The sequence below is a fragment of the Lysinibacillus louembei genome (genome assembly GCF_033880585.1).
GTDB lineage: Bacteria > Bacillota > Bacilli > Bacillales_A > Planococcaceae > Metasolibacillus > Metasolibacillus louembei.
The window spans coordinates 488263-507396 of the sequence record NZ_CP137624.1 but is presented as its reverse complement, the minus strand read 5'-3'; the positions used below and the strand labels follow the sequence as shown (position 1 = coordinate 507396).

Genomic DNA, 19134 nt, shown 5'->3' with positions numbered 1-19134 from the left:
AGAAAATGGTAAAATAGGACTAACTAAAGCAAAGGGGGAAGAGAAATGAGCTATGCAACCGCAAAATTAATAGAGGAAAAAGTATTCAAAGATCCTGTACATCGCTATGTTCATGTGCGTGACCAAGTGATTTGGGATTTAGTTGGAACAAGAGAATTTCAGCGTTTGCGACGTATTCGCCAGCTCGGCACAACTTATTTAGTATTTCACGGTGCAGAGCATAGTCGCTTTAATCATTCGCTTGGCGTCTATGAAATTGTGCGACGTATCGTTGATGATATTTTTGCAGGTCGACCTGAATGGGATGCGTCAGAGCGCTTGCTTGTGCTATGTGCAGCACTACTCCATGATTTAGGGCATGGCCCATTTTCACACGCCTTTGAAAACGTTTTTGGCACAGATCATGAGGAATATACACGTGCTATTTTGCTTGGAGACACAGAAGTCAACGCTGTGCTACGCCGAGTTGCAGCAGATTTTCCTGAAAAGGTTTCACAGGTCATTGAAAAAACATATCCAAATCAGCTCGTTATTAGCTTAATTTCAAGCCAGATTGACGCAGATCGTATGGATTATTTACAGCGTGATGCTTACTATACGGGCGTTAGCTATGGTCATTTTGATATGGAGCGCATATTGCGTGTTATGCGACCACGTGAAGGTCAAGTTGTTATCAAAGAAAGTGGCATGCATGCGGTAGAGGACTATATTATGTCGCGCTATCAAATGTATTTGCAAATCTATTTTCACCCTGTGTCACGCAGTGCGGAGGTCATTTTAAATCATATATTAAAGCGCGTAAAAACGTTAAGTGAGCGAGGTTATTCATTTAAGCATGCACCAAGCCACTTCAAACCATTTTTCAAAAATGAAATTACATTAGAAGACTATATCGCACTAGATGAAAGTATTATGCTGACATACATTCAATTTTGGATGCAGGAAGAAGATGCTATTTTACGTGATTTAAGCAGTCGCTTTATTAATCGCAAATTATTTGGCTATATGAATATGGATCCACAAAAAGAACCACAGCGCTTTGCACGCTTACAACAATTATTTAAGCAAATAGGCATTGATCCAGCCTACTATCTAGTCCACGATTCAACCTCAGACTTACCTTATGATTTATATCAGCCAGGTGTAGCAACAGGAAAACTACCAATTATGCTACAAATGGCAAATGGTGAAATACGGGAGCTATCGCAAGAAAGCTCACTCGTTGACGCCATTGCAGGCAGATTAAAAACCGATCATAAAGTGTACTATCCTGAGGAAATATTAATAGATGAAACTTTAGATGAAGCAGTGAAACAAGAATTATACGAGTTACTCCATAATTAAAAATGAAGGCAAAGTGAGAAGGAGCTTTGCCTTCATTTTTTGGGTGGATAAAAGAGGAGTATCCCGCAGTCATTAATTGAAGCCGTTAAAGGATAATTCAACATGAATTATCCTTTAACGGCTATTTTAGGTGTTATGGACTATTTATCTGAAAATAACAATGAGTAATGACATACTAAATATCATTGAGTGATTCTTTAGTAGGTATAAATTGTATGTTTCATTTGCTGAAAGAATACAAAGTTTACACAAAAACTGTCAGCTGCGCATGACGAAAGGTTGTATAGAATCTGTTTAGTCTCCTTTAGTAAAGTAAAAGTAAAATTTCCAATTAAAGATCTAATTCCAATAAGCCCGTACATGAGTCGATGCTTTGAAGGAGGTGAGACAAATTTCTATCGGCTCGTTACAAAAAATGAATACACACAATTGGAGTAGCGGACAACATAAATATCTTGTCTCCACATCACTTCGAAGACTGAAAGTGTGTTCAAAAATGACGACTAATTAACACTAGGCAAGAGAGCTTAGCCAACTGTTTGCAGTAACCTTCCTAACAGCAGGCTACATGTCGTCAGCAAACAACAAGGGCACTCTCTGAAACCTAAGAAAAGGAGAGAGACATGAGGAAAAAGATTAATATTGCAATGCTGACAATACTATTAGTGTTCCAAACATTCATTGGACCGTTGTCGGTGTTTGCAGAAGAAACAACCATACCTGAACTAACACCGCCAGTAACTGAAGGAACGGATGATACTGGAGAAACTGCGGGTGAGACAGGAGATGAAGCTACAACAACACCTGATTCAGCCAATGTGATCATGCCACTAAATAATCCATTAGGGGTTTATCCAGATGTTGATAGAGATGATGCGGATTTTGATGAAGTAATCAACCTTACATTTAATGGGGATTTGGTTAGTGGGACAACAGCAGAAGGCCGAGTTGGTGATACAGTGGTGTTTAGAGTAGATTTAGGGCTAGCACCAGGGCATGGTTATGGTCCAGAATCTAAACTTATTTATGATCTACCAGATCAATTTGCAAATTTAACTGTACAAGGTGCCGCAACGATATATGATAATGGCAAGCACATTGGTACAGTAAGTATTTCAGGTCAACAAGCGATACTCACATTTAATGATATTCTTGATGATACAGGTCTAACAGGTGGAATAGTTTCTGGAGTATTCTTTGAAATTCGGGGAACATTGCAGTCTGTAGGAAATGATTGGACACAAACAATCCAAGTGCCTGGCTATAACAATATCACACTGGATTTCCAGCCTAGAAGTGGTACAGGTGCTACAATTACTAAAACAGGTACACCAGATAATTCAGGTCGTAACAGTGAGTACATTGACTGGACTGTAAGGGTAAATACAAATTTAGCTGTCAATACAAATGTTGGGACAACACCATTTACAGACACGCTAACAGGTAATCACACATTTGATTCTATTGTTTCAATTAAAGAGTTAGATATTTCTCCAAATGGTACGGTAACACTGACAAATAGAGATGCCCCAACACCGTTACCTGCTATTAGTGGAAAATCAATGACTCTTAACCTACCAAATCAAGAGCATATCGGTTACGAAATTGTTTATCGAACGAAAGTAGATGAATTGGGCAATATCCCACCAGCGAGATTTTCTAATGCTGCCAGTTATAATACTTCACCAGTAGTTGATAGAACAGTGGAAGTTCAATTTGACACACCTTTGAGAAAATCAGTTGTTACTCAACCAAGATTGGAAAGCCCTGGTGTAATAACTACTGAGTGGCAAATTGAATACAATCAAAATAAACGTAACATTCCAACTGGTGTTGCGAAGTTAACTGATGTATGGACAACAGGACACGAATTGTATGGAGATGTAGAAGTTTATAAAAATGGTTCATCAACTGCTGAACCTACTGCTAATTATAATCTTACACTTGCAGCAGATGGTCTAGGTTTTGACTTAGCATTCCCAAATGGTACAGAGGATGCTTATGTAATTAAATATAAAACGCAACTCAAAGTAGGCGAGGTATATCCAACATCAAATCGTACTATTACAAATACTGTAACACGTGAGGACTTTACGAGTCATACAGGCTTACAGAATAGTAGCACTGCTACTTATAATAAAACATCTTGGGTGTTAAATAAAACTGCTGAAGGTGTGAACTATACAGATGTTAAAGAAATGTACTGGAAAATCGTTGCGAACCAAGCACAATATAACTTAGCAGTCGGTACAAAGTTTACAGACACATATGAAGGCTCATATTTAAACTTGCAAGAAGGTAGCCTAGTAATTACAACGGCTGCAGGAGGAACTTTAGAAAGGGATACTGATTACAGCTTAACTCTTACTCACGGAGCAGTTGACGGAGAAAATAGGGAAACTGGCTTTATCATTGAATTACTAAAACCTATTAATGGCCAACAAATTGAAATTGAGTATACAACAACGTATGAAATTAAAGATGTCGGCCAAAATGATCGTGTTTATAACAATCGAGTAGTACTAAGTGATACAGGTATACCTAATTTTGGTACATCTACAGATTCAGCGTCCCAAGCTATTAGAGGTGAACAATCACGAAATGGTAATAAAACAGGCTACTACAACTATGAAACAAAAACATTCCATTGGGACGTAGAGTTAAATTTCAATTATAACTCAATTACAGATGCGATATTTAAAGATGTATTACCTTCAAGTCAAGAAGTAACAGCTCTTAAAGTAGAAAAAGGTACATTAAATCCAGCAGGTAATTTTGTGGCAAGTACAGACCCAAATGATACCAAAGTTTATAGTGCAGCAGAGATTGAGAACGTAGTATCAGAAAATGGAGCTACTATTGAAATTGAAATTGCATTAGGTACAATTACAACACCATATAAAGTAACATATGAGACAAAAGATGCAGATGCTGTGTATCCTCATGGTTCAGCTATTACTATTAGCAATACTGCAAAATTATACGCTCAAGGTAATGAAGATCAACCAAGAGGAGAATGGAACGAGGATGTACCAGTTGAATATACAGAACAGATTTTAGATAAAACGGGTACATCAACAAATGCAACACCAGAAGTCACTTGGAACTTTAAATTTAACTACGCACAATCACAATTAAATAATATTGTGATTACTGATGAGGTTGGTAAAATTAATGGTGATCCAGGTCAATTGATTTTGCAAAACTCATTTAATGTGTGGGAAATGGATTTTACTGGTACTAACTCCACACCAACAAGAGGTAGTCAAGTAATTACAAATGGTCAAGTTAGCCCTACAGCTACAGGTGTTGCTTTAGATGTTAATATTGCAGCAGGAACATTTGTATTAAATTTACCAGATGGCGATAAAGCTTACTATGTTGAGTATGCAACTGTTTATATGGGGCCAAGTGGTAGTAATGTAGATAATGAGGTAAGAGTTGACTATACAAGTGCAGATGGAAGTAGTGGCTCAGATGTAGTTAATAACCTTAGTTTTGAATATAATGCTGGAGGTACAGTTGGTACAGTTCCATTTGTCATCTTGAAAACAGATGCAGCGACAGGTCTACCTATGGAGAACGTTAAGTTTGAATTGTATGGACCTTATACAGGAAGTACAATGTTAGCTTCAGGTTCAACAAATGAAGACGGTTATTTAAATTATGGTTTAAAACTAGCGCAAAGCAGAAACAACTCAACGCCTTACAAGGTAGTGGAAGAAAAGCAAGATGGTTATGAAGACTTGGGCGATTATGAGTTTATATTAGACCCAGATAGAATTGAAACTTCAGGTAAGTATCAAGGTTTCCAAGTTATCGAGATTACAAATGAACCAGAAGGCGGTTTAGGTTGCCCTCAGTTTGAATTAACAGTATTTGATATTGATGGTAGAGCACTTAGCAATGAAACAGTATCATTAGTGAGTACAGCAACAGGTTTATCAACAAACCAAGCGCTGGATTCAGATGGTCAAGTTACATTTACTTCTACTGAAGTTAAAGCGGGCGAGTATACTATTGTCTATAATGGAGAAGAACTAGATACGATTGTAGTGCAGTATAACAACACGCCTTGTGAAGCAATTGCTCAACCAGCACCAGCATGTGATATTTTTACAATAGTTGTTAAAGATGCTAATGGGCAAGTTCGTACAGATATCACAGAGTTAACCTTAAAACAAGGATCTATTGAAGTGATGAAACAAGAGCCAAATGCGAACGGCCAATTCATATTTGATTCAAATGGTAAGGATCCTGTTGATGGAGTTAAACCAGATACTTATCATGTTTACGAAGGTAAGCAATATTTAGGTACTGTAACATTAACATATACTGAAAATTGTGGTCATGAATTTGAGGTTGCATTAGCACCAACGTGTCCAACATTTGTACTAACTGTGAATGATGTTGATGGAAATGCGGTAGCTGATGGCACGCAAGTAATAATAAAAGACTCTAATGGTAGTACCGTATTTACGGGACCAGCAACAAATGGTCAAATTACACTTGGTGGTGGAAGTACAACTGATGGTTTAGAGCCAGATGAATATACTGTTGAAGTAGGTGGTATAGAAATTGGCAAATTCACAACAAATATAAATTGTGAAGCTACAGTTCAACCACTAGTATCAGGATGTTCACAATTCACACTAACTGTAAGCAATGAAGATGGCTTATTACCAGAAGGTACAATCGTAACGATTTTAAAAGATGGTGAAACCGTTACAACTGACTATACAGTAGGTGATAATGGTCAAGTGATTTTCCCAGTAACTGATGGAATCTATTCATTAGAGCCGGGTAACTATACAGTAGTATCTTATACAGATGCACATGGTAAAGTTAGAACATTTGATAGTATTGATGGTGCATTCCAAGTTTCTTATGCTAGTGATTGTGCCGATGCAGTAGAAAAAACACGTGCATGTACAGTGTTCACGATTACCGTGAAAAAGCCAGATGGTAGCAATGAAGACCAAGGTACAAAAGTTATTATTGAAGATGCAAATGGTAACCCTATTACATCTGACCCACTTGAAGTTGGCGAAGATGGTAAAGTAGAGTTCCCAGCAAACCAAGAACCAGGGAATTACACTGTTTATGAGGTGAATGAAGATGGTTCGAAGGGTAGCCAAATTGGTACAGAGCCCGTAAAGGTAACATATGCGGATAATTGTACAGTAGTTGAACTTCCTAGAAATGCATGTCCACAGTTTACATTAACAGTGAAAACAGCAGATGGAACATCCGTTCAAGCTGGTGTGAAAGTAAGCATTGTTGATGAAAATGGTAATGTAGTAGTCGCAAATCGTGAAACAAATAATGATGGGCAAATCATTTATGAGCGCGATGGCGGCAATGGACCGTTAAAGCAGGGTGAGACATACACAGTTATCAACGAAGCTGGTAAAGTAATAGGAACAATTGACGTAAGCTACACAGACGAAGTATGTGGAGCAGAAGTAAAAGTCCCAGAAAACGCATGCCCATTATTCACACTAACAATTCAAGATGTGAATGGTAACCCTCGTAAAGAGGTAGCGTTCGTTATTAAAGACAATGCTGGCAATACAATTGCAACAGGTACAACGGATACAGAAGGTAAGGCGACAGTTCCTTATACTGTAGAGCCAGGTAACTATGTAGTAGTAGGTACAGAGTCACCACTTGCGATTACAGTACAAGATTGTGCAGCATTAGCTAAGCCAGTACCAGCACCACCAGGTGGTGGAGGCGGAGGTGGCGGTGGTACACCACCAACACCAGAAGTACCAATAACGCCACCAACACCAGAAAAACCAACAGTGCCAGAGGAGCCAACAACTCCACCGACACCAGAGGAACCGACAGTACCGGAGGAGCCAACAACTCCACCAACAACACAGGAGAAACCGACAACACCTCCAGCAGTTGAGGAAGTAATTAAGAAAATACCTGAAATCCCAGGTATTGTACCGGTACCACCAACGCCAGGTTCAGAGGATCCAGTACGTTATGAAGTACCAAACATTCCACAAATTGTTGAGGAGCTATCGAAAAATCCAGCGAAGCTTCAACAAACAATTCAAGAACTAGAAGCGTTCGTTAAGCAATACGAAGCACTATCTCCAGAGGAGCAGGCATATGTTGATGAGCTTGTAAATATGGACTTAGTGAGAAGTCTTCTACATGAATTACAACAAGCAGCAAACGTGCTTGGGGCAGCGAATAATAACCAAAACAAATTACCGCAAACAAATGATGCAGACCAAACAGCTGCTATCTTTGCAGGTATTGTGCTAGTAGCACTAGGCTTTGTGTTATTACGTCGTCGCTTCACAACAACTGAAAAGTAAGCACAAAAAGCCCTTCAAGCATTTGCTTGAAGGGTTTTTAATTTGCTTGCTGTAATGCCGTTGGCGGTGATTCGATGTCGTACTGCTGGACAAAGCTTGCTTGCACGAGAAGTCGTCGCACACCTTCGTCAGCGCATGTAATTAACGTTAATAGGGTTTCGTTTGGCACATCTTCGATAACATGAACTGCCGTTGCCTCAACGACCTCAATTTTTGTAATATGATATTCGTAAATGGCGGTAGTATCTGTTAAATAAATGGCATCGCCAATTTCACTGTGATATAAAGGACCAAATAAAATATCGCGATTTTCAAAATAGTGTGCGGCAAGTGCATAGTTACCTTGCCCCATCACTTGCTCAGGCTTCATTGTGCCTGCACCGACTGCCAATGCATTTTTGCCAACGCCCTTTAAAATGGGCAGTTGCATGTCAACGCTTGGAATGCCAATACTTCCGATTACTGGCAAGTCTTTGCGGTTTGCTTGTGCCTGCAATACCTCCCAAATCGATAGTGATTGTACCTCTTCAAAATCGAAGTCTGCTTCTTCTAATGCATTGTTAAATTCGAGTATTGCTGGTGAGGTAGTCACAAGCTCCTCGCTTAAATGTTGCACGAGCAATGCTTGGATGGGCTTAATGAAAATAAGTGTTAGCCCTATAGCAAACAGGGCGATAATAGCAATTAAATTTAAAGTAGCCCGCAGTTTTTTCATTAAAAACACCGACCTTATAGAAAAAGGTGCGTCTCAGCAGCGCACCCTCGTTTTTATTTATCCATGTGCAGTACGCCTGCAGTAGCATAATGATTTTTAGACATTTCTTCAATAATAATTGAAATATTTTCTTTTGGTGCATTGACTGTTTTAGAAACTGCCTCTGTTACTTCCTGTACAAGTGCACGTTTTTGTTCATCTGTACGACCTTCAATCATTTTAATTGTGATGATTGGCATAATATTGTCCTCCTCTATGTAGTTTAGTGTATATTATTAATAATAGCACAATTGGAGGTATAAAAGATGTTTAATGAAGAAAAACCAAAGCAAAAAATGGGCTTTACAATTATAAAAAATGACCCAACAGATGGACATAAAGGATTCGGTATCGGCTCTTTGACATTGGAAAATGTGTCTCCTGTTATTATAGATGTGGAAGAGCAAACAGCCATTGTCGATATTGGTGCAATGCATGCAAAAAGTGCTGTGGAGCGTGGTATTAAGTTTACAGTCAATCGGGAGGATTCAGCAGGTGGGAAAAACTACTGGCTTGTATGGGTAACAATTGATCATAAAGAGGATGGACCATATTATGCAGGTGTGACAGCATGTGAAATGGTTGTGAACCGTGAAAAGCGTCGCGGCTATAAAATTTTAGCTGACCATGTTAACAAAATGGATAAATCCATGAAGCGTCAAATTATTGTAGACCATATGGATGATGTATCGAAAAAGGTGCTAGCAGACTTTCTACAGCAGCATAACAGCGAGCTATGGCAGCGTAGTGAGGAAAAGCTACGAAATGATTTGGCTTAAAAAGCGCTAACTTGTGGAGATTCGCAGATATATGAGAGGAAAGCGCAGATAACCGTGAAGAATTCGCAGATATATTATGGATAAGCGCAGATATAATAAAGAAAAGCGCCAATACATTTATGAACTCTAAAACGATTGTAAAATATGCGTCAATCTTTTTTGGCCTCATTGTTGAAAAATAGATGAACAAAATGTGACAATTTCCTTCATTCGACATAAGGTAGTTGAAAGTGCACATGAAAAAAAGTACACTTGTATATAAGGCTTGCAGTTAGTGAGCTAGGACAATGAATGGTAAATAGGCAAGCTATGAGAGCTATGCGGCATTTGAACCAACCCAAGCCGAATGCCCCATGATTCTCATGCTTTCATTTACCATGAAAGAAAGCTCTTTCTTCCCACGGAAACCGTTATTCCGGGGAAGAAAGAGCTTTTTTTAGTTCCACCAAAAATCGCTAAATACCTCAAAGTCAAGCAGGTTGCCCCAAGTATCTGGCTCGAAAAATTCAAAGGTACGGCATTTCTCAGTTGGTATATCAGTTGCTTTCACATGAACAAGTCGCTGTTTTGGGCAGGCATCCATTGCGAGCTTACCTGTTTCGATATCAACGACCACACCTTCAATGCCATCAGGTACACGGAATTCTTCATTTGCCTTACCGTTATGCACTGTTTCCATGAAATCAATCCATACTTGCTTTGTGGCAGCCATATCCTCTTGAACAGATAATGTTTTCCCTTGGTCATAGCCGTTCCAAACCCCTGTTGTAATGCTTGGTGTATAACCAATTAACCATTGGTCACTAATCGTTGTACCAGATTTCGCAGCATAAGTATGTGTCATGCGACCACGAATTGATACTCCTGTAGCAGGTGAATAATCGCTATAAACAGGGTCAAATATACCTGTCATCATATCTGTTAGTAAATAAGCATCCTGTGCGGATAATACCCGCTTTTCTTCAGGATTAGCATGCTGATAAACAACATCACCATTGGCGTTTGTAATGGATAAAATCGTTGTTGCGCTGCGCTTTTCTCCTTCCGCAGCAATCGTATTATAGGCATTTGTTAAATCATATAAAGATGTCTCAATTGTGCCAAGCGCAATGGAAGGGTTATCCTTTTCTGTGTAATTTAAATCAAAGCGCTGTAGCATTTCACGAAATGCTTTATAGCCTACTTGCTCTAACGTCTTTACTGCATAAATATTATCGGAAATCGCCATTGCCTGTGCAAGTGACATTTCCTGTGATGCGAATTGTCCATTCACATTTTGAGGCTTATATGTTGCACGTCCGTTATCATAAGTGAAAATTGTTTCACCTACATTCAAAAACGTTAGCGGTGTGAAGCCCTTTTCTAATGCAGCAGCATATAAAATCGGTTTAATTGATGAGCCAGGCTGTCTTTCTGAAAGAGTTACGCGATTAAAGGAGCTTGTACTATAATCGCGTCCACCAACAAGCGCTGTGACAAAGCCTGTATTGACATCCATGCTGACAAGACCAACCTGTAAATCAGTCTTTGGCATATTTTTTTCAATCGCTGCTTCAGCTGCCTTTTGGTGCGCCTGATTTAATGTCGTTTTAATCGTCCAGCCGCCCTCGCTAATGTTCATGTTTTTAGACTCTAATATTTCACTCGCCTCTGTCCATACTACATCTAAAAAATAAGGGGCAATCGACTTGCTCGCAACCCATTCACTATTTTTATAAACGAGCTGCTCCTTTTCGGCATGCGCCTTTTCCTCTGTCGTAATTTTCCCTTGCTGCTCCATTAACGTTAAAATCAGCTTTTGTCGATTCGTTGCTTTTTCTATATTAGCAATCGGTGAATAATATGTTGGGCCTTTTGGAATGCCTGCAAGCATCGCAGCCTCAGCTAAAGTCAGCTCACTTGCCGATTTACCAAAATAATAGCGACTCGCAGCCTCAGCACCGTACATGCCATGCCCGTAATAAACAGTATTTAAATAGCCTTCTAAAATTTCATCCTTTGAGTAGAAAATCTCCAAACGATACGCATAAAGTGCTTCATTTATTTTACGTGTCCATGTTTTCTCATGCGATAAATATAAATTTCGAGCATATTGCTGTGTTAACGTACTCGCTCCTTGTACTTTGCGACCTGCTTTAATATCAGCTAATAGAGCCCCAGCAATACGTGAATAATCAAATCCACCATGCTTGTAAAAATCTTTATCCTCAATGGCAACGGTTGCCTCTGTTAAGTATGGTGACATTTTATCTAGCTCAAGCCAATAGCGACGCTCTGATTGAAAGTAGTCGCCAATTTGATGGTCATGCTGGTCTAAAAAAATGGTCGCTTTTGGTACAGTCAATGTCGGTGCTCCAGCAATTTGCGCATAAATGCGAAGCGATATGAGCCCAACAATAACAGCACTAACCATAGTAATTGTTAATAAGGCAAGTCGCTTGCTGAAGCGTTTGCGTTTTCGTTGGCGAATATAATGTTTTCTTTTCATTAACAATCACCTCGTTGTTTAGGTGCCAGGCACACATACAATTTTCACACAATTTGTGTTATGCATAGTATGTGTCTAGACAGTTATTTTTCATACAAGCAACAAAAAAACTTTTGGCTTGCGTATATGTATACGAAAAATGTCGAAAAAAGGTTTCGTATTATATTGCGTGTCATAGTCACAATAAAATACAATAAACATGGGAATTTTAATGAGACTAGATCATTAATGACCGAATAATCATAAGCAGGTGAACGATTCATGAGATTCGATGAAACATATTCAGGCAATGTATTTATTAAAAGCCATCCAAATTACGAAGAGTCAAAAGCCGTTTTATATGGTATGCCAATGGATTGGACAGTGAGCTATCGTCCAGGCTCTCGCTTCGGTCCAACGCGTATTCGCGAAGTATCCATCGGTTTAGAGGAGTACAGCCCATATTTAGACCGTGAGCTAGAAGAAGTGAAGTTTTTTGATGCAGGCGATATTCCGTTACCATTTGGCAATCCGAAAAAATCATTAGAGGAAATTAAAGACTTTGTACGCAAGCTATTAGCAGATGGCAAAGTGCCAATTGGTATGGGCGGTGAGCACTTAGTATCGCTACCTGTTATGGAAGCTGTATACGAAAAATATAATGATTTAGCGATTATCCATTTTGATGCACACACAGATTTACGCACAGACTACGAAGGTGAGCCATACTCACATGCAACACCAATTCGTAAAATTGCAGAGCATATTGGTCCACATAATGTGTACTCATTCGGCATTCGCTCTGGTCTAAAGGAAGAATTTATTTGGGCGAAGGAAAACGGCATGCACATTGCAAAATTTGAAGTGCTGGAGCCATTAAAAGAAGTCCTACCAACATTAGCTGGGCGCAATGTTTACGTGACAATCGACATCGATGTCCTTGACCCAGGACATGCACCAGGCACAGGCACTGTAGATTGTGGTGGTATCACACCAAAAGAATTGCTTGCTTCCATCCATGCGATTGCAGGTAGCAATGTAAACGTAGTTGGCTTCGATTTAGTAGAAGTCGCACCAATTTATGATGTATCTGAAATGACAGCGAACACAGCAGCTAAGCTGATTCGTGAGATGATTTTAGGCTGGGTGAAATAAGGTTTAAAACAAAAACAGGGCATGATTCCTAATACATGAAGAATCAACCCTGTTTTACTTGCATTTTTCGCAATCTTATAAAGCCACTTTACTTTTAAAGATAATTGCTCCTCGTTAGTATCTCTCGATTTTTATTGCTATATTTTCTTCGCTAATTGTTACGTTCTCTGTTTCAGAAACTTTCTTTACAGCATCTTCAACTATTTGTTGAATTAGCGTATCATCAACTTTTGCATCCTTTGGAAAACCGACGGATACATCAATATTTCCTTGGCTAGTGCCATGACCTAGCATGATGGCTATAGACTCCCGATCAACTTTCGTTTTTTCTATAATTGATGCTATTATTTCGTTATTTAATTCTGATAATAATTCTCCATGCTCACTTTCTGCTACATTTTGTTCATTTTCTATTACTTGAACCTGCTCTTCGTTCTTGTTATTACATCCAACTAATAAAGCTGAAAGCAATAAAATTCCTGGAATTATAGCTTTTTTTAGCATCTCTACTTCTCCTTTTAAAAATAAATTGTACATTCTGTAATTTCGACGGTGTTGATTGGTAAAGGTTTCAATTTAAAGCATAATCTTGTGCACCTCACCTACTATATTAGGCTAGGGAAAATATAAAAAATTTTAGCTATTCTCGTTTTTTTAACTAAATTTTAACCTCTGTATTTTATAATGAGCCCACTAATGTTGAGGAGGGTGAAGTAATGCTAGCAGCAACAGTACAGCATAAGTATACAGGTGAGCAAATTACGTTTATTGAGACAGCCGCGGCTACAAATGGAGAGCATTTACTAATTGAGGTGACATTGCCTCCATTGGGAGAGGGACCTCCGCTACATTGTCATGATGAGTTTGTGGAAAAGTTTATCGTTTTGGAAGGTATATTAACTGTTACAGTGGGAGAGCGAAATTATATTTTAGGAAAGGGACAATCCATTACTGCTGACAAAGGCATAGCGCATACATTTAATAATCGCCATCATGAAGATGTACGCTTTCAAGTAAAATTAACACCGCCATCGCAATTCGAGGAGTCTGTCCGCATTCATTATGGATTAATGGATGATGGGCTAACGAATGAGCAAGGTGTACCGAAAAGCCTTTTCCATCTAGCTTTAATTTTAAAATTGCAAAATACATTGATAGCTGGCAAATCATTGCGTGTACAAAGAGGGTTGTTTAGCACACTAGTAGGTATAGGAAGGTTATTGAATAAATATCGCAATTTAGAGAAATACATAGGACAAAAAATATAAACTTTAGGGTGTTGGGAGAGTACAATCTTTCTCAACACCCTTTTTGTTATTTCCTTGCCTAAACACTAAAAAACATCCTATAATAATAAGGTTATAGTCATTTATAAAAAAGGAGTGTACCGCCCATGCAGGATGTAGGAACAAAAGTAAAAATTAAGCTTGTGTCATCCATTATCCCAACAGATGGGGAGCTCGAAACGTATGAAATGTGGCTGCAAGGCTCCTATGTGGAAAAGGCAGGAAGCTACTATTTACGCTATGAAGAAGTACAGGAAGAAGCACATATTCGAACAACGGTGAAGCTAGCAAATGGACAGGCTTTTATTTTGCGTGGAGGCGATGTCAATATGCGTTTGCCGCTCAATATGGAGCAAAAAGAAAATGGGCATTATGAAAGCATCTATGGTACACTGCCGCTCGTTACAAAAACATATGCTTTAGCATTTGAACCAAATGAGGAATGTATTCAAGGTCAGTTTATTGCACATTATGATTTAATCGTCAGCGGTGCAGTGGCAGGCAATTATAAATTAGAAATTTATTATACGGAGGTACAATAATGAACGCGGTTGAGCAATTACAACAAACGATTAAAGAGGCATTAGCACATGCGGTGACGAAAGCCCAGCTAATCGAAGAAGGCACGGAATTAAAAATTCATTTAGAAACACCAAAGGATAAAGCTAATGGGGATTTTGCAACAAATATTGCCATGCAGCTGACGAAGCTTGCGAAAAAACCACCGCGCGCAATTGCAGAAGCAATTATTGAAAATATTGATTTAGCTGCGGCCAATATTGAGAAAATCGATATCGCGGGACCAGGCTTCATTAATATTACAGTGCGCAAAGACCTTTTAACAGGTGTTGTCAAAGCAGTGCTTGAACAGGGAGACGCATATGGTCGCTCAACGACTGGTGCGGGTGAAAAAGTGCAAGTGGAGTTCGTATCAGCCAATCCAACAGGTGACCTGCATTTAGGACATGCGCGTGGTGCATCTGTTGGTGATTCATTATGTAACGTATTAGATTTCGCAGGCTATGCAGTGTCACGTGAATATTATATAAACGATGCGGGCAATCAAATTAATAACTTAGCTTATTCATTAGAGGCTCGTTACAAGCAAGCATTAGGTATGGAGGCAGAAATGCCTGAGGATGGCTACCATGGTCCTGATATTATTGCCATTGCAGGTAAATTGGCTGAAGAGTATGGTGCAAGCATTTTAGATAAATCCGATGAAGAACGCTTCAAATTTTTCCGTCAGCATGGCTTACAGCTAGAGCTTGAAAAATTACAAAACGATTTGAAAAACTTCCGCGTTGAGTTTGATGTATGGTATTCAGAAACATCGCTATATGAAAACGGTAAAATCGAAGTGGCATTAGATAAATTACGAGCGAATGGTCACGTTTTTGAAGAAGAAGGAGCAACTTGGTTCCGCTCGACAACATTTGGTGATGACAAAGACCGCGTATTAATCAAAAACGATGGCTCATTCACATATTTAACACCAGATATTGCCTACCATGAGGATAAAATTGTACGAGGCTTTGATAAGCTTATCAATATTTGGGGCGCTGACCACCACGGCTATATTCCTCGTATGAAGGCAGCAATTGAGGCACTTGGCTATGCGCGTGATACATTAGAAGTAGAAATCATTCAAATGGTACAGCTTTATAAAAATGGCGAGAAATTTAAAATGTCAAAGCGTACAGGTAATGCAGTAACAATGCGTGAGCTTGTAGAAGAAGTTGGCTTAGATGCAGTGCGTTACTTCTTTGTGAAAACGGCAGGCGATTCACATATGGACTTTGACCTTGATTTAGCGGTATCGCAATCAAATGAAAACCCAGTGTATTATGCACAATATGCACATGCACGTATTTGCTCAATCGTCCGTCAAGCAGAGGAGCAAGGCTTCCGCGCAAGCATGGAAAATCTACAGCTATTAACAGCTGAAAAAGAAGTGGATGTATTGAAAAAAATTGGTGCCTTCCCACAAGTTGTAGCAGATGCAGCACAGCATCGTACACCGCACCGTATTGCAAACTATATTCAGGAGCTAGCAGCCGCATTCCACAGCTTCTACAATGCAGAAAAAGTAATCAATGCAGAGGACAAGCAATTAACAGAGGCGCGCCTTGCTTTAATTACAGCTGTACGCACAACATTAGCGAATGCTTTAAAGCTAATCGGCGTAAGCGCACCAGAAAGAATGTAACGAAAATAGAAGCTGAGGATGTCTAACATAGGCATCCTCAGTTTTTTAATGTTTCAAAGCCGTATCACACTTTAGCGATGCTGAATAAAATGCATAAAGCCTATTAAAAAACTAGGAATGAAAGATTGACTTCCATTTCTACACAACGTACAATCAATTTCAATATCATTGGAAATTCAGAGGGGGCCGCTATTTTGAATAAACAGCTTTTCATTAAAACAGCAGCACAGCGAGAGTGGTTACAGAAAATCGCTACGCTTAAGGAGTCATTTAAAAGTCGGTCACAGCAAATTGATGAGCTAGCAAGTTTTCCACATGAAAATATTCATGCATTGAGGGAGATAGGTTATACGAAAATTACTTTACCAAAGCAGTTAGGTGGGGAAGGCTTCAATATTTACGATGCCATTTTATTACATGAAACGCTGGCAAGCTATGATGCAAGTACAGCTCTAACAATCGGGTGGACCTTATTAACGGTAGGCGATTTGTTTGAGCAAGAAGGATGGGAGCCAGCGAAGCTACAAAGCTTTGCACAGGAAGTGGCAAAGGGAGCAATTATTAATCGGGCAGTGAGTGAGTTTGCAATGGGTAGCCCAACGCGCGGCGGTAAGCCGCTAACAACGGCGAAAAAAACAGCATCAGGCTGGTTAATTAATGGTCGTAAAAATTATACAACTGGGGCACCAGAGCTTGATTATTTTTTAACATCTGCTTGGATAGAGGGTGAGGAGAAAGTTGGGTTTTTCCTTATTCCACATGATGCGAAAGGTGTTTCTATAGATGAAACATGGGATGTCATTGCGATGCGTGGTACAGGTAGCCATGATTTAGTATTACAAAATGTTGAGCTTAATCCAACTGATTTGGTTGAAATTCCAAGCTATTCTACAGGCTTTAGAGTGAATGGATGGAGCTTGCTTGTTCCTGCTACATATTTAGGGATCGCACAAGCTGCACGTGATTACGCAGTGCACTTTGCTACAACACATAAACCAAATAGCTTAAAAGGACCAATAAGCGATTTGCCCAATGTGCAAGCACTCATTGGAGAAATGGATTTAGCCCTTGCGACAGCAAGGTTTACATTATATGGTGCAGCACAGGCTTATGCAGATCCAGCACGTAAAAAGCTTGTACAGCATGAGCTCAATATTGCTAAACATGTAGTAACAAACAATGCACTACAAATTGTTGACAAGGCAATGAGATTAGTTGGTGCAAAAAGCTTACAGCGCAATAATCCACTTCAGCGTTATTATCGCGATGTAAGGGCAGGCTTGCACAATCCACCGATGGACGATATGACAATAAAAAAATTAGCAGAAGCAGCGATTGATCAAATATAGAGAAGAAAGAATTTACCTTGAGTATAACTATCATATTTAACCTATACACAATCTCAATATTTCCGTTATAATTGTAATGGAGACATTGAGATTTTTTCATTGTCAATAAGTTCATAATGTAGTACGTAAGGTTCCTTGCAGCGAGCAAGGAGTAAAAGGGAAGTTAGTGAAAATCTGACGCGGTCCCGCCACTGTAAATGCTAGTTTCTAGCAATATGCCACTGATTTTTTGGGAAGGCGCTAGAAACGTTTGATGCATAAGCCAGGAGACCTGCCTTCGTATAACGCCAATGACAGCCTACGAGGATAGGATGGCAACGCTTTTTTGAGCGTCCATTTATTATCTCTCGTCTATGTCGAGGGATTTTTTATTTGCATTTTTTATATGTTGAATTGAAATAAACCTTTGGTAAATAGTACAAGTTTTGAACTGGAGACAATGATACTTCAGAGTATATTTTAGGAGGAAGTTCAAATGAAGAAGTTTTGGTCAATTTTTATGGCAATGCTGTTGGCAACAGGCTTGCTTGCGGCATGTGGACAAGATGATAAGGAGCCACAAACACAGGATGAGACAAAGGTAGAGAGCCAAGAGGAAGTAGCGGCATTTCCTGTAACGGTAGCCGATTCTTTAGGGAGAGAAATTACATTAGAGAAGACCCCTGAGAAAATCGTCTCGTTAATTCCATCAAATACGGAGATTTTATTTGCTTTAGGTTTAGGAAATGAAGTAGTTGCTGTGACAGATAACGATGATTATCCACCAGAAGTAGCAGACAAAGAAAAGGTTGGCGGCTATGAATTAGATATTGAAAAAGTTATTTCATTACAGCCTGATATCGTTTTTGCACATGGCATGAATACAGAGCAAGCAGCGGTAGAGCAATTAGAGGCAGCTGGAGTGACAGTGTTCGTTGTGAAAAATGCTTCAACATTTGAAGAGACTTATACAACAATACAGGAAATCGGCAAGCTAACAGGCAAAGTAGAAGAGGCGCAAAAGATTGAAGAGGCTATACAAACGAAATTAGCTGAGCTTCAAGCAAAAGTAGAAGGACAAGAAGAAAAATCAGCTTTTGTTGTCGTTGGAGCAACACCTGATATTTATGCAGTTGGTCAAAATACATTTATGAATGAAATGCTACAGACAATCAATGTGAAAAATGCTGTTGAAGCAGATGGCTGGCCAATGTACAGTGCAGAGGATTTTGTTGCAAGCAACCCTAGCACAATTCTTGTAACATATGCTGATGATGTGAATACAATTTTAAATAATCCAGCATTTGCTGAAATGGACGCTGTGAAAAATGGTGCAGTTTATGCAATCGATGATGCTACAACAAATCGTCAAGGCCCACGTATTGCAGATGGCGTTGAGTCAATTGCAAAAGCTATTTATCCAGATTTGTTTAAATAAAAATTTGTAGCGCTCATTAACAAAGGGGGCGTTTCC

Annotated in this window: 13 protein-coding genes and 1 riboswitch; of the genes, 9 read left to right on the top strand and 4 right to left on the bottom strand. The window is 39.2% G+C overall.

The window, feature by feature from the left end:
* Window positions 1–45 precede the first annotated feature (45 nt).
* Window positions 46–1344: an HD domain-containing protein gene (locus R6U77_RS02415; protein ID WP_319837280.1), complete on the top strand. Its 1299-nt coding sequence runs from the start codon at window positions 46–48 to the stop codon at window positions 1342–1344.
* Between the two features lie 623 nt (window positions 1345–1967).
* Entirely contained in the window at window positions 1968–7682 is a 5715-nt protein-coding gene (locus tag R6U77_RS02410) for a collagen binding domain-containing protein (RefSeq protein WP_319837279.1), read from the top strand.
* A gap of 37 nt (window positions 7683–7719) precedes the next feature.
* On the opposite strand, the gene R6U77_RS02405 is transcribed toward R6U77_RS02410, so the two are convergent.
* Both R6U77_RS02405 and R6U77_RS02400 read right to left on the bottom strand, forming a co-directional pair.
* The gene (locus R6U77_RS02405) at window positions 7720–8397 is read right to left on the bottom strand and encodes a class A sortase (RefSeq protein ID WP_319837278.1); all 678 of its coding nucleotides are present in this window, start codon (window positions 8395–8397) and stop codon (window positions 7720–7722) included.
* Between the two features lie 53 nt (window positions 8398–8450).
* Entirely contained in the window at window positions 8451–8639 is a 189-nt protein-coding gene (locus tag R6U77_RS02400; protein WP_319838333.1) for a 2-hydroxymuconate tautomerase, read from the bottom strand.
* Window positions 8640–8702: 63 nt separating this feature from the next.
* Here R6U77_RS02400 and R6U77_RS02395 point away from each other — a divergent pair, with 63 nt between their 5' ends.
* Window positions 8703–9215 carry a YwhD family protein gene (locus R6U77_RS02395; RefSeq protein WP_319837277.1) on the top strand — a complete coding sequence of 171 codons (513 nt, stop codon included), beginning with the start codon at window positions 8703–8705 and terminating at the stop codon, window positions 9213–9215.
* A 436-nt stretch (window positions 9216–9651) separates the two neighbouring features.
* On the opposite strand, the gene R6U77_RS02390 is transcribed toward R6U77_RS02395, so the two are convergent.
* Window positions 9652–11703: a transglycosylase domain-containing protein gene (locus tag R6U77_RS02390; RefSeq protein WP_319837276.1), complete on the bottom strand. Its 2052-nt coding sequence runs from the start codon at window positions 11701–11703 to the stop codon at window positions 9652–9654.
* Window positions 11704–11964: 261 nt separating this feature from the next.
* Here R6U77_RS02390 and speB point away from each other — a divergent pair, with 261 nt between their 5' ends.
* Window positions 11965–12837: an agmatinase gene (gene speB / locus R6U77_RS02385; RefSeq protein ID WP_319837275.1), complete on the top strand. Its 873-nt coding sequence runs from the start codon at window positions 11965–11967 to the stop codon at window positions 12835–12837.
* 114 nt (window positions 12838–12951) lie between these two features.
* Here speB and R6U77_RS02380 read toward each other — a convergent pair whose 3' ends face one another.
* Window positions 12952–13341, bottom strand: a complete 390-nt coding sequence (locus tag R6U77_RS02380; RefSeq protein WP_319837274.1) for a topoisomerase — start codon at window positions 13339–13341, stop codon at window positions 12952–12954.
* Window positions 13342–13553: 212 nt separating this feature from the next.
* Here R6U77_RS02380 and R6U77_RS02375 point away from each other — a divergent pair, with 212 nt between their 5' ends.
* The 5 genes from R6U77_RS02375 (at window position 13554) to R6U77_RS02355 (ending at window position 19098) form a co-directional block, all read left to right on the top strand.
* Window positions 13554–14105, top strand: coding sequence for a cupin domain-containing protein (locus tag R6U77_RS02375; RefSeq protein ID WP_319837273.1), 552 nt, complete (start codon window positions 13554–13556; stop codon window positions 14103–14105).
* Between the two features lie 125 nt (window positions 14106–14230).
* Entirely contained in the window at window positions 14231–14665 is a 435-nt protein-coding gene (locus R6U77_RS02370; RefSeq protein WP_293921432.1) for a YwiB family protein, read from the top strand.
* On the top strand, window positions 14665–16332 hold the full coding sequence (gene argS / locus R6U77_RS02365) for an arginine--tRNA ligase (protein ID WP_319837272.1): 1668 nt from the start codon (window positions 14665–14667) through the stop codon (window positions 16330–16332). The genes R6U77_RS02370 and argS overlap by 1 nt, the downstream gene beginning before the upstream one ends.
* Window positions 16333–16526: 194 nt before the next feature.
* The gene (locus R6U77_RS02360) at window positions 16527–17681 is read left to right on the top strand and encodes an acyl-CoA dehydrogenase family protein (protein WP_319837271.1); all 1155 of its coding nucleotides are present in this window, start codon (window positions 16527–16529) and stop codon (window positions 17679–17681) included.
* 110 nt (window positions 17682–17791) lie between these two features.
* Window positions 17792–17974: riboswitch (cobalamin riboswitch) on the top strand.
* A 182-nt stretch (window positions 17975–18156) separates the two neighbouring features.
* Window positions 18157–19098, top strand: a complete 942-nt coding sequence (locus tag R6U77_RS02355) for an ABC transporter substrate-binding protein (RefSeq protein ID WP_319837270.1) — start codon at window positions 18157–18159, stop codon at window positions 19096–19098.
* Window positions 19099–19134: the final 36 nt, after the last annotated feature.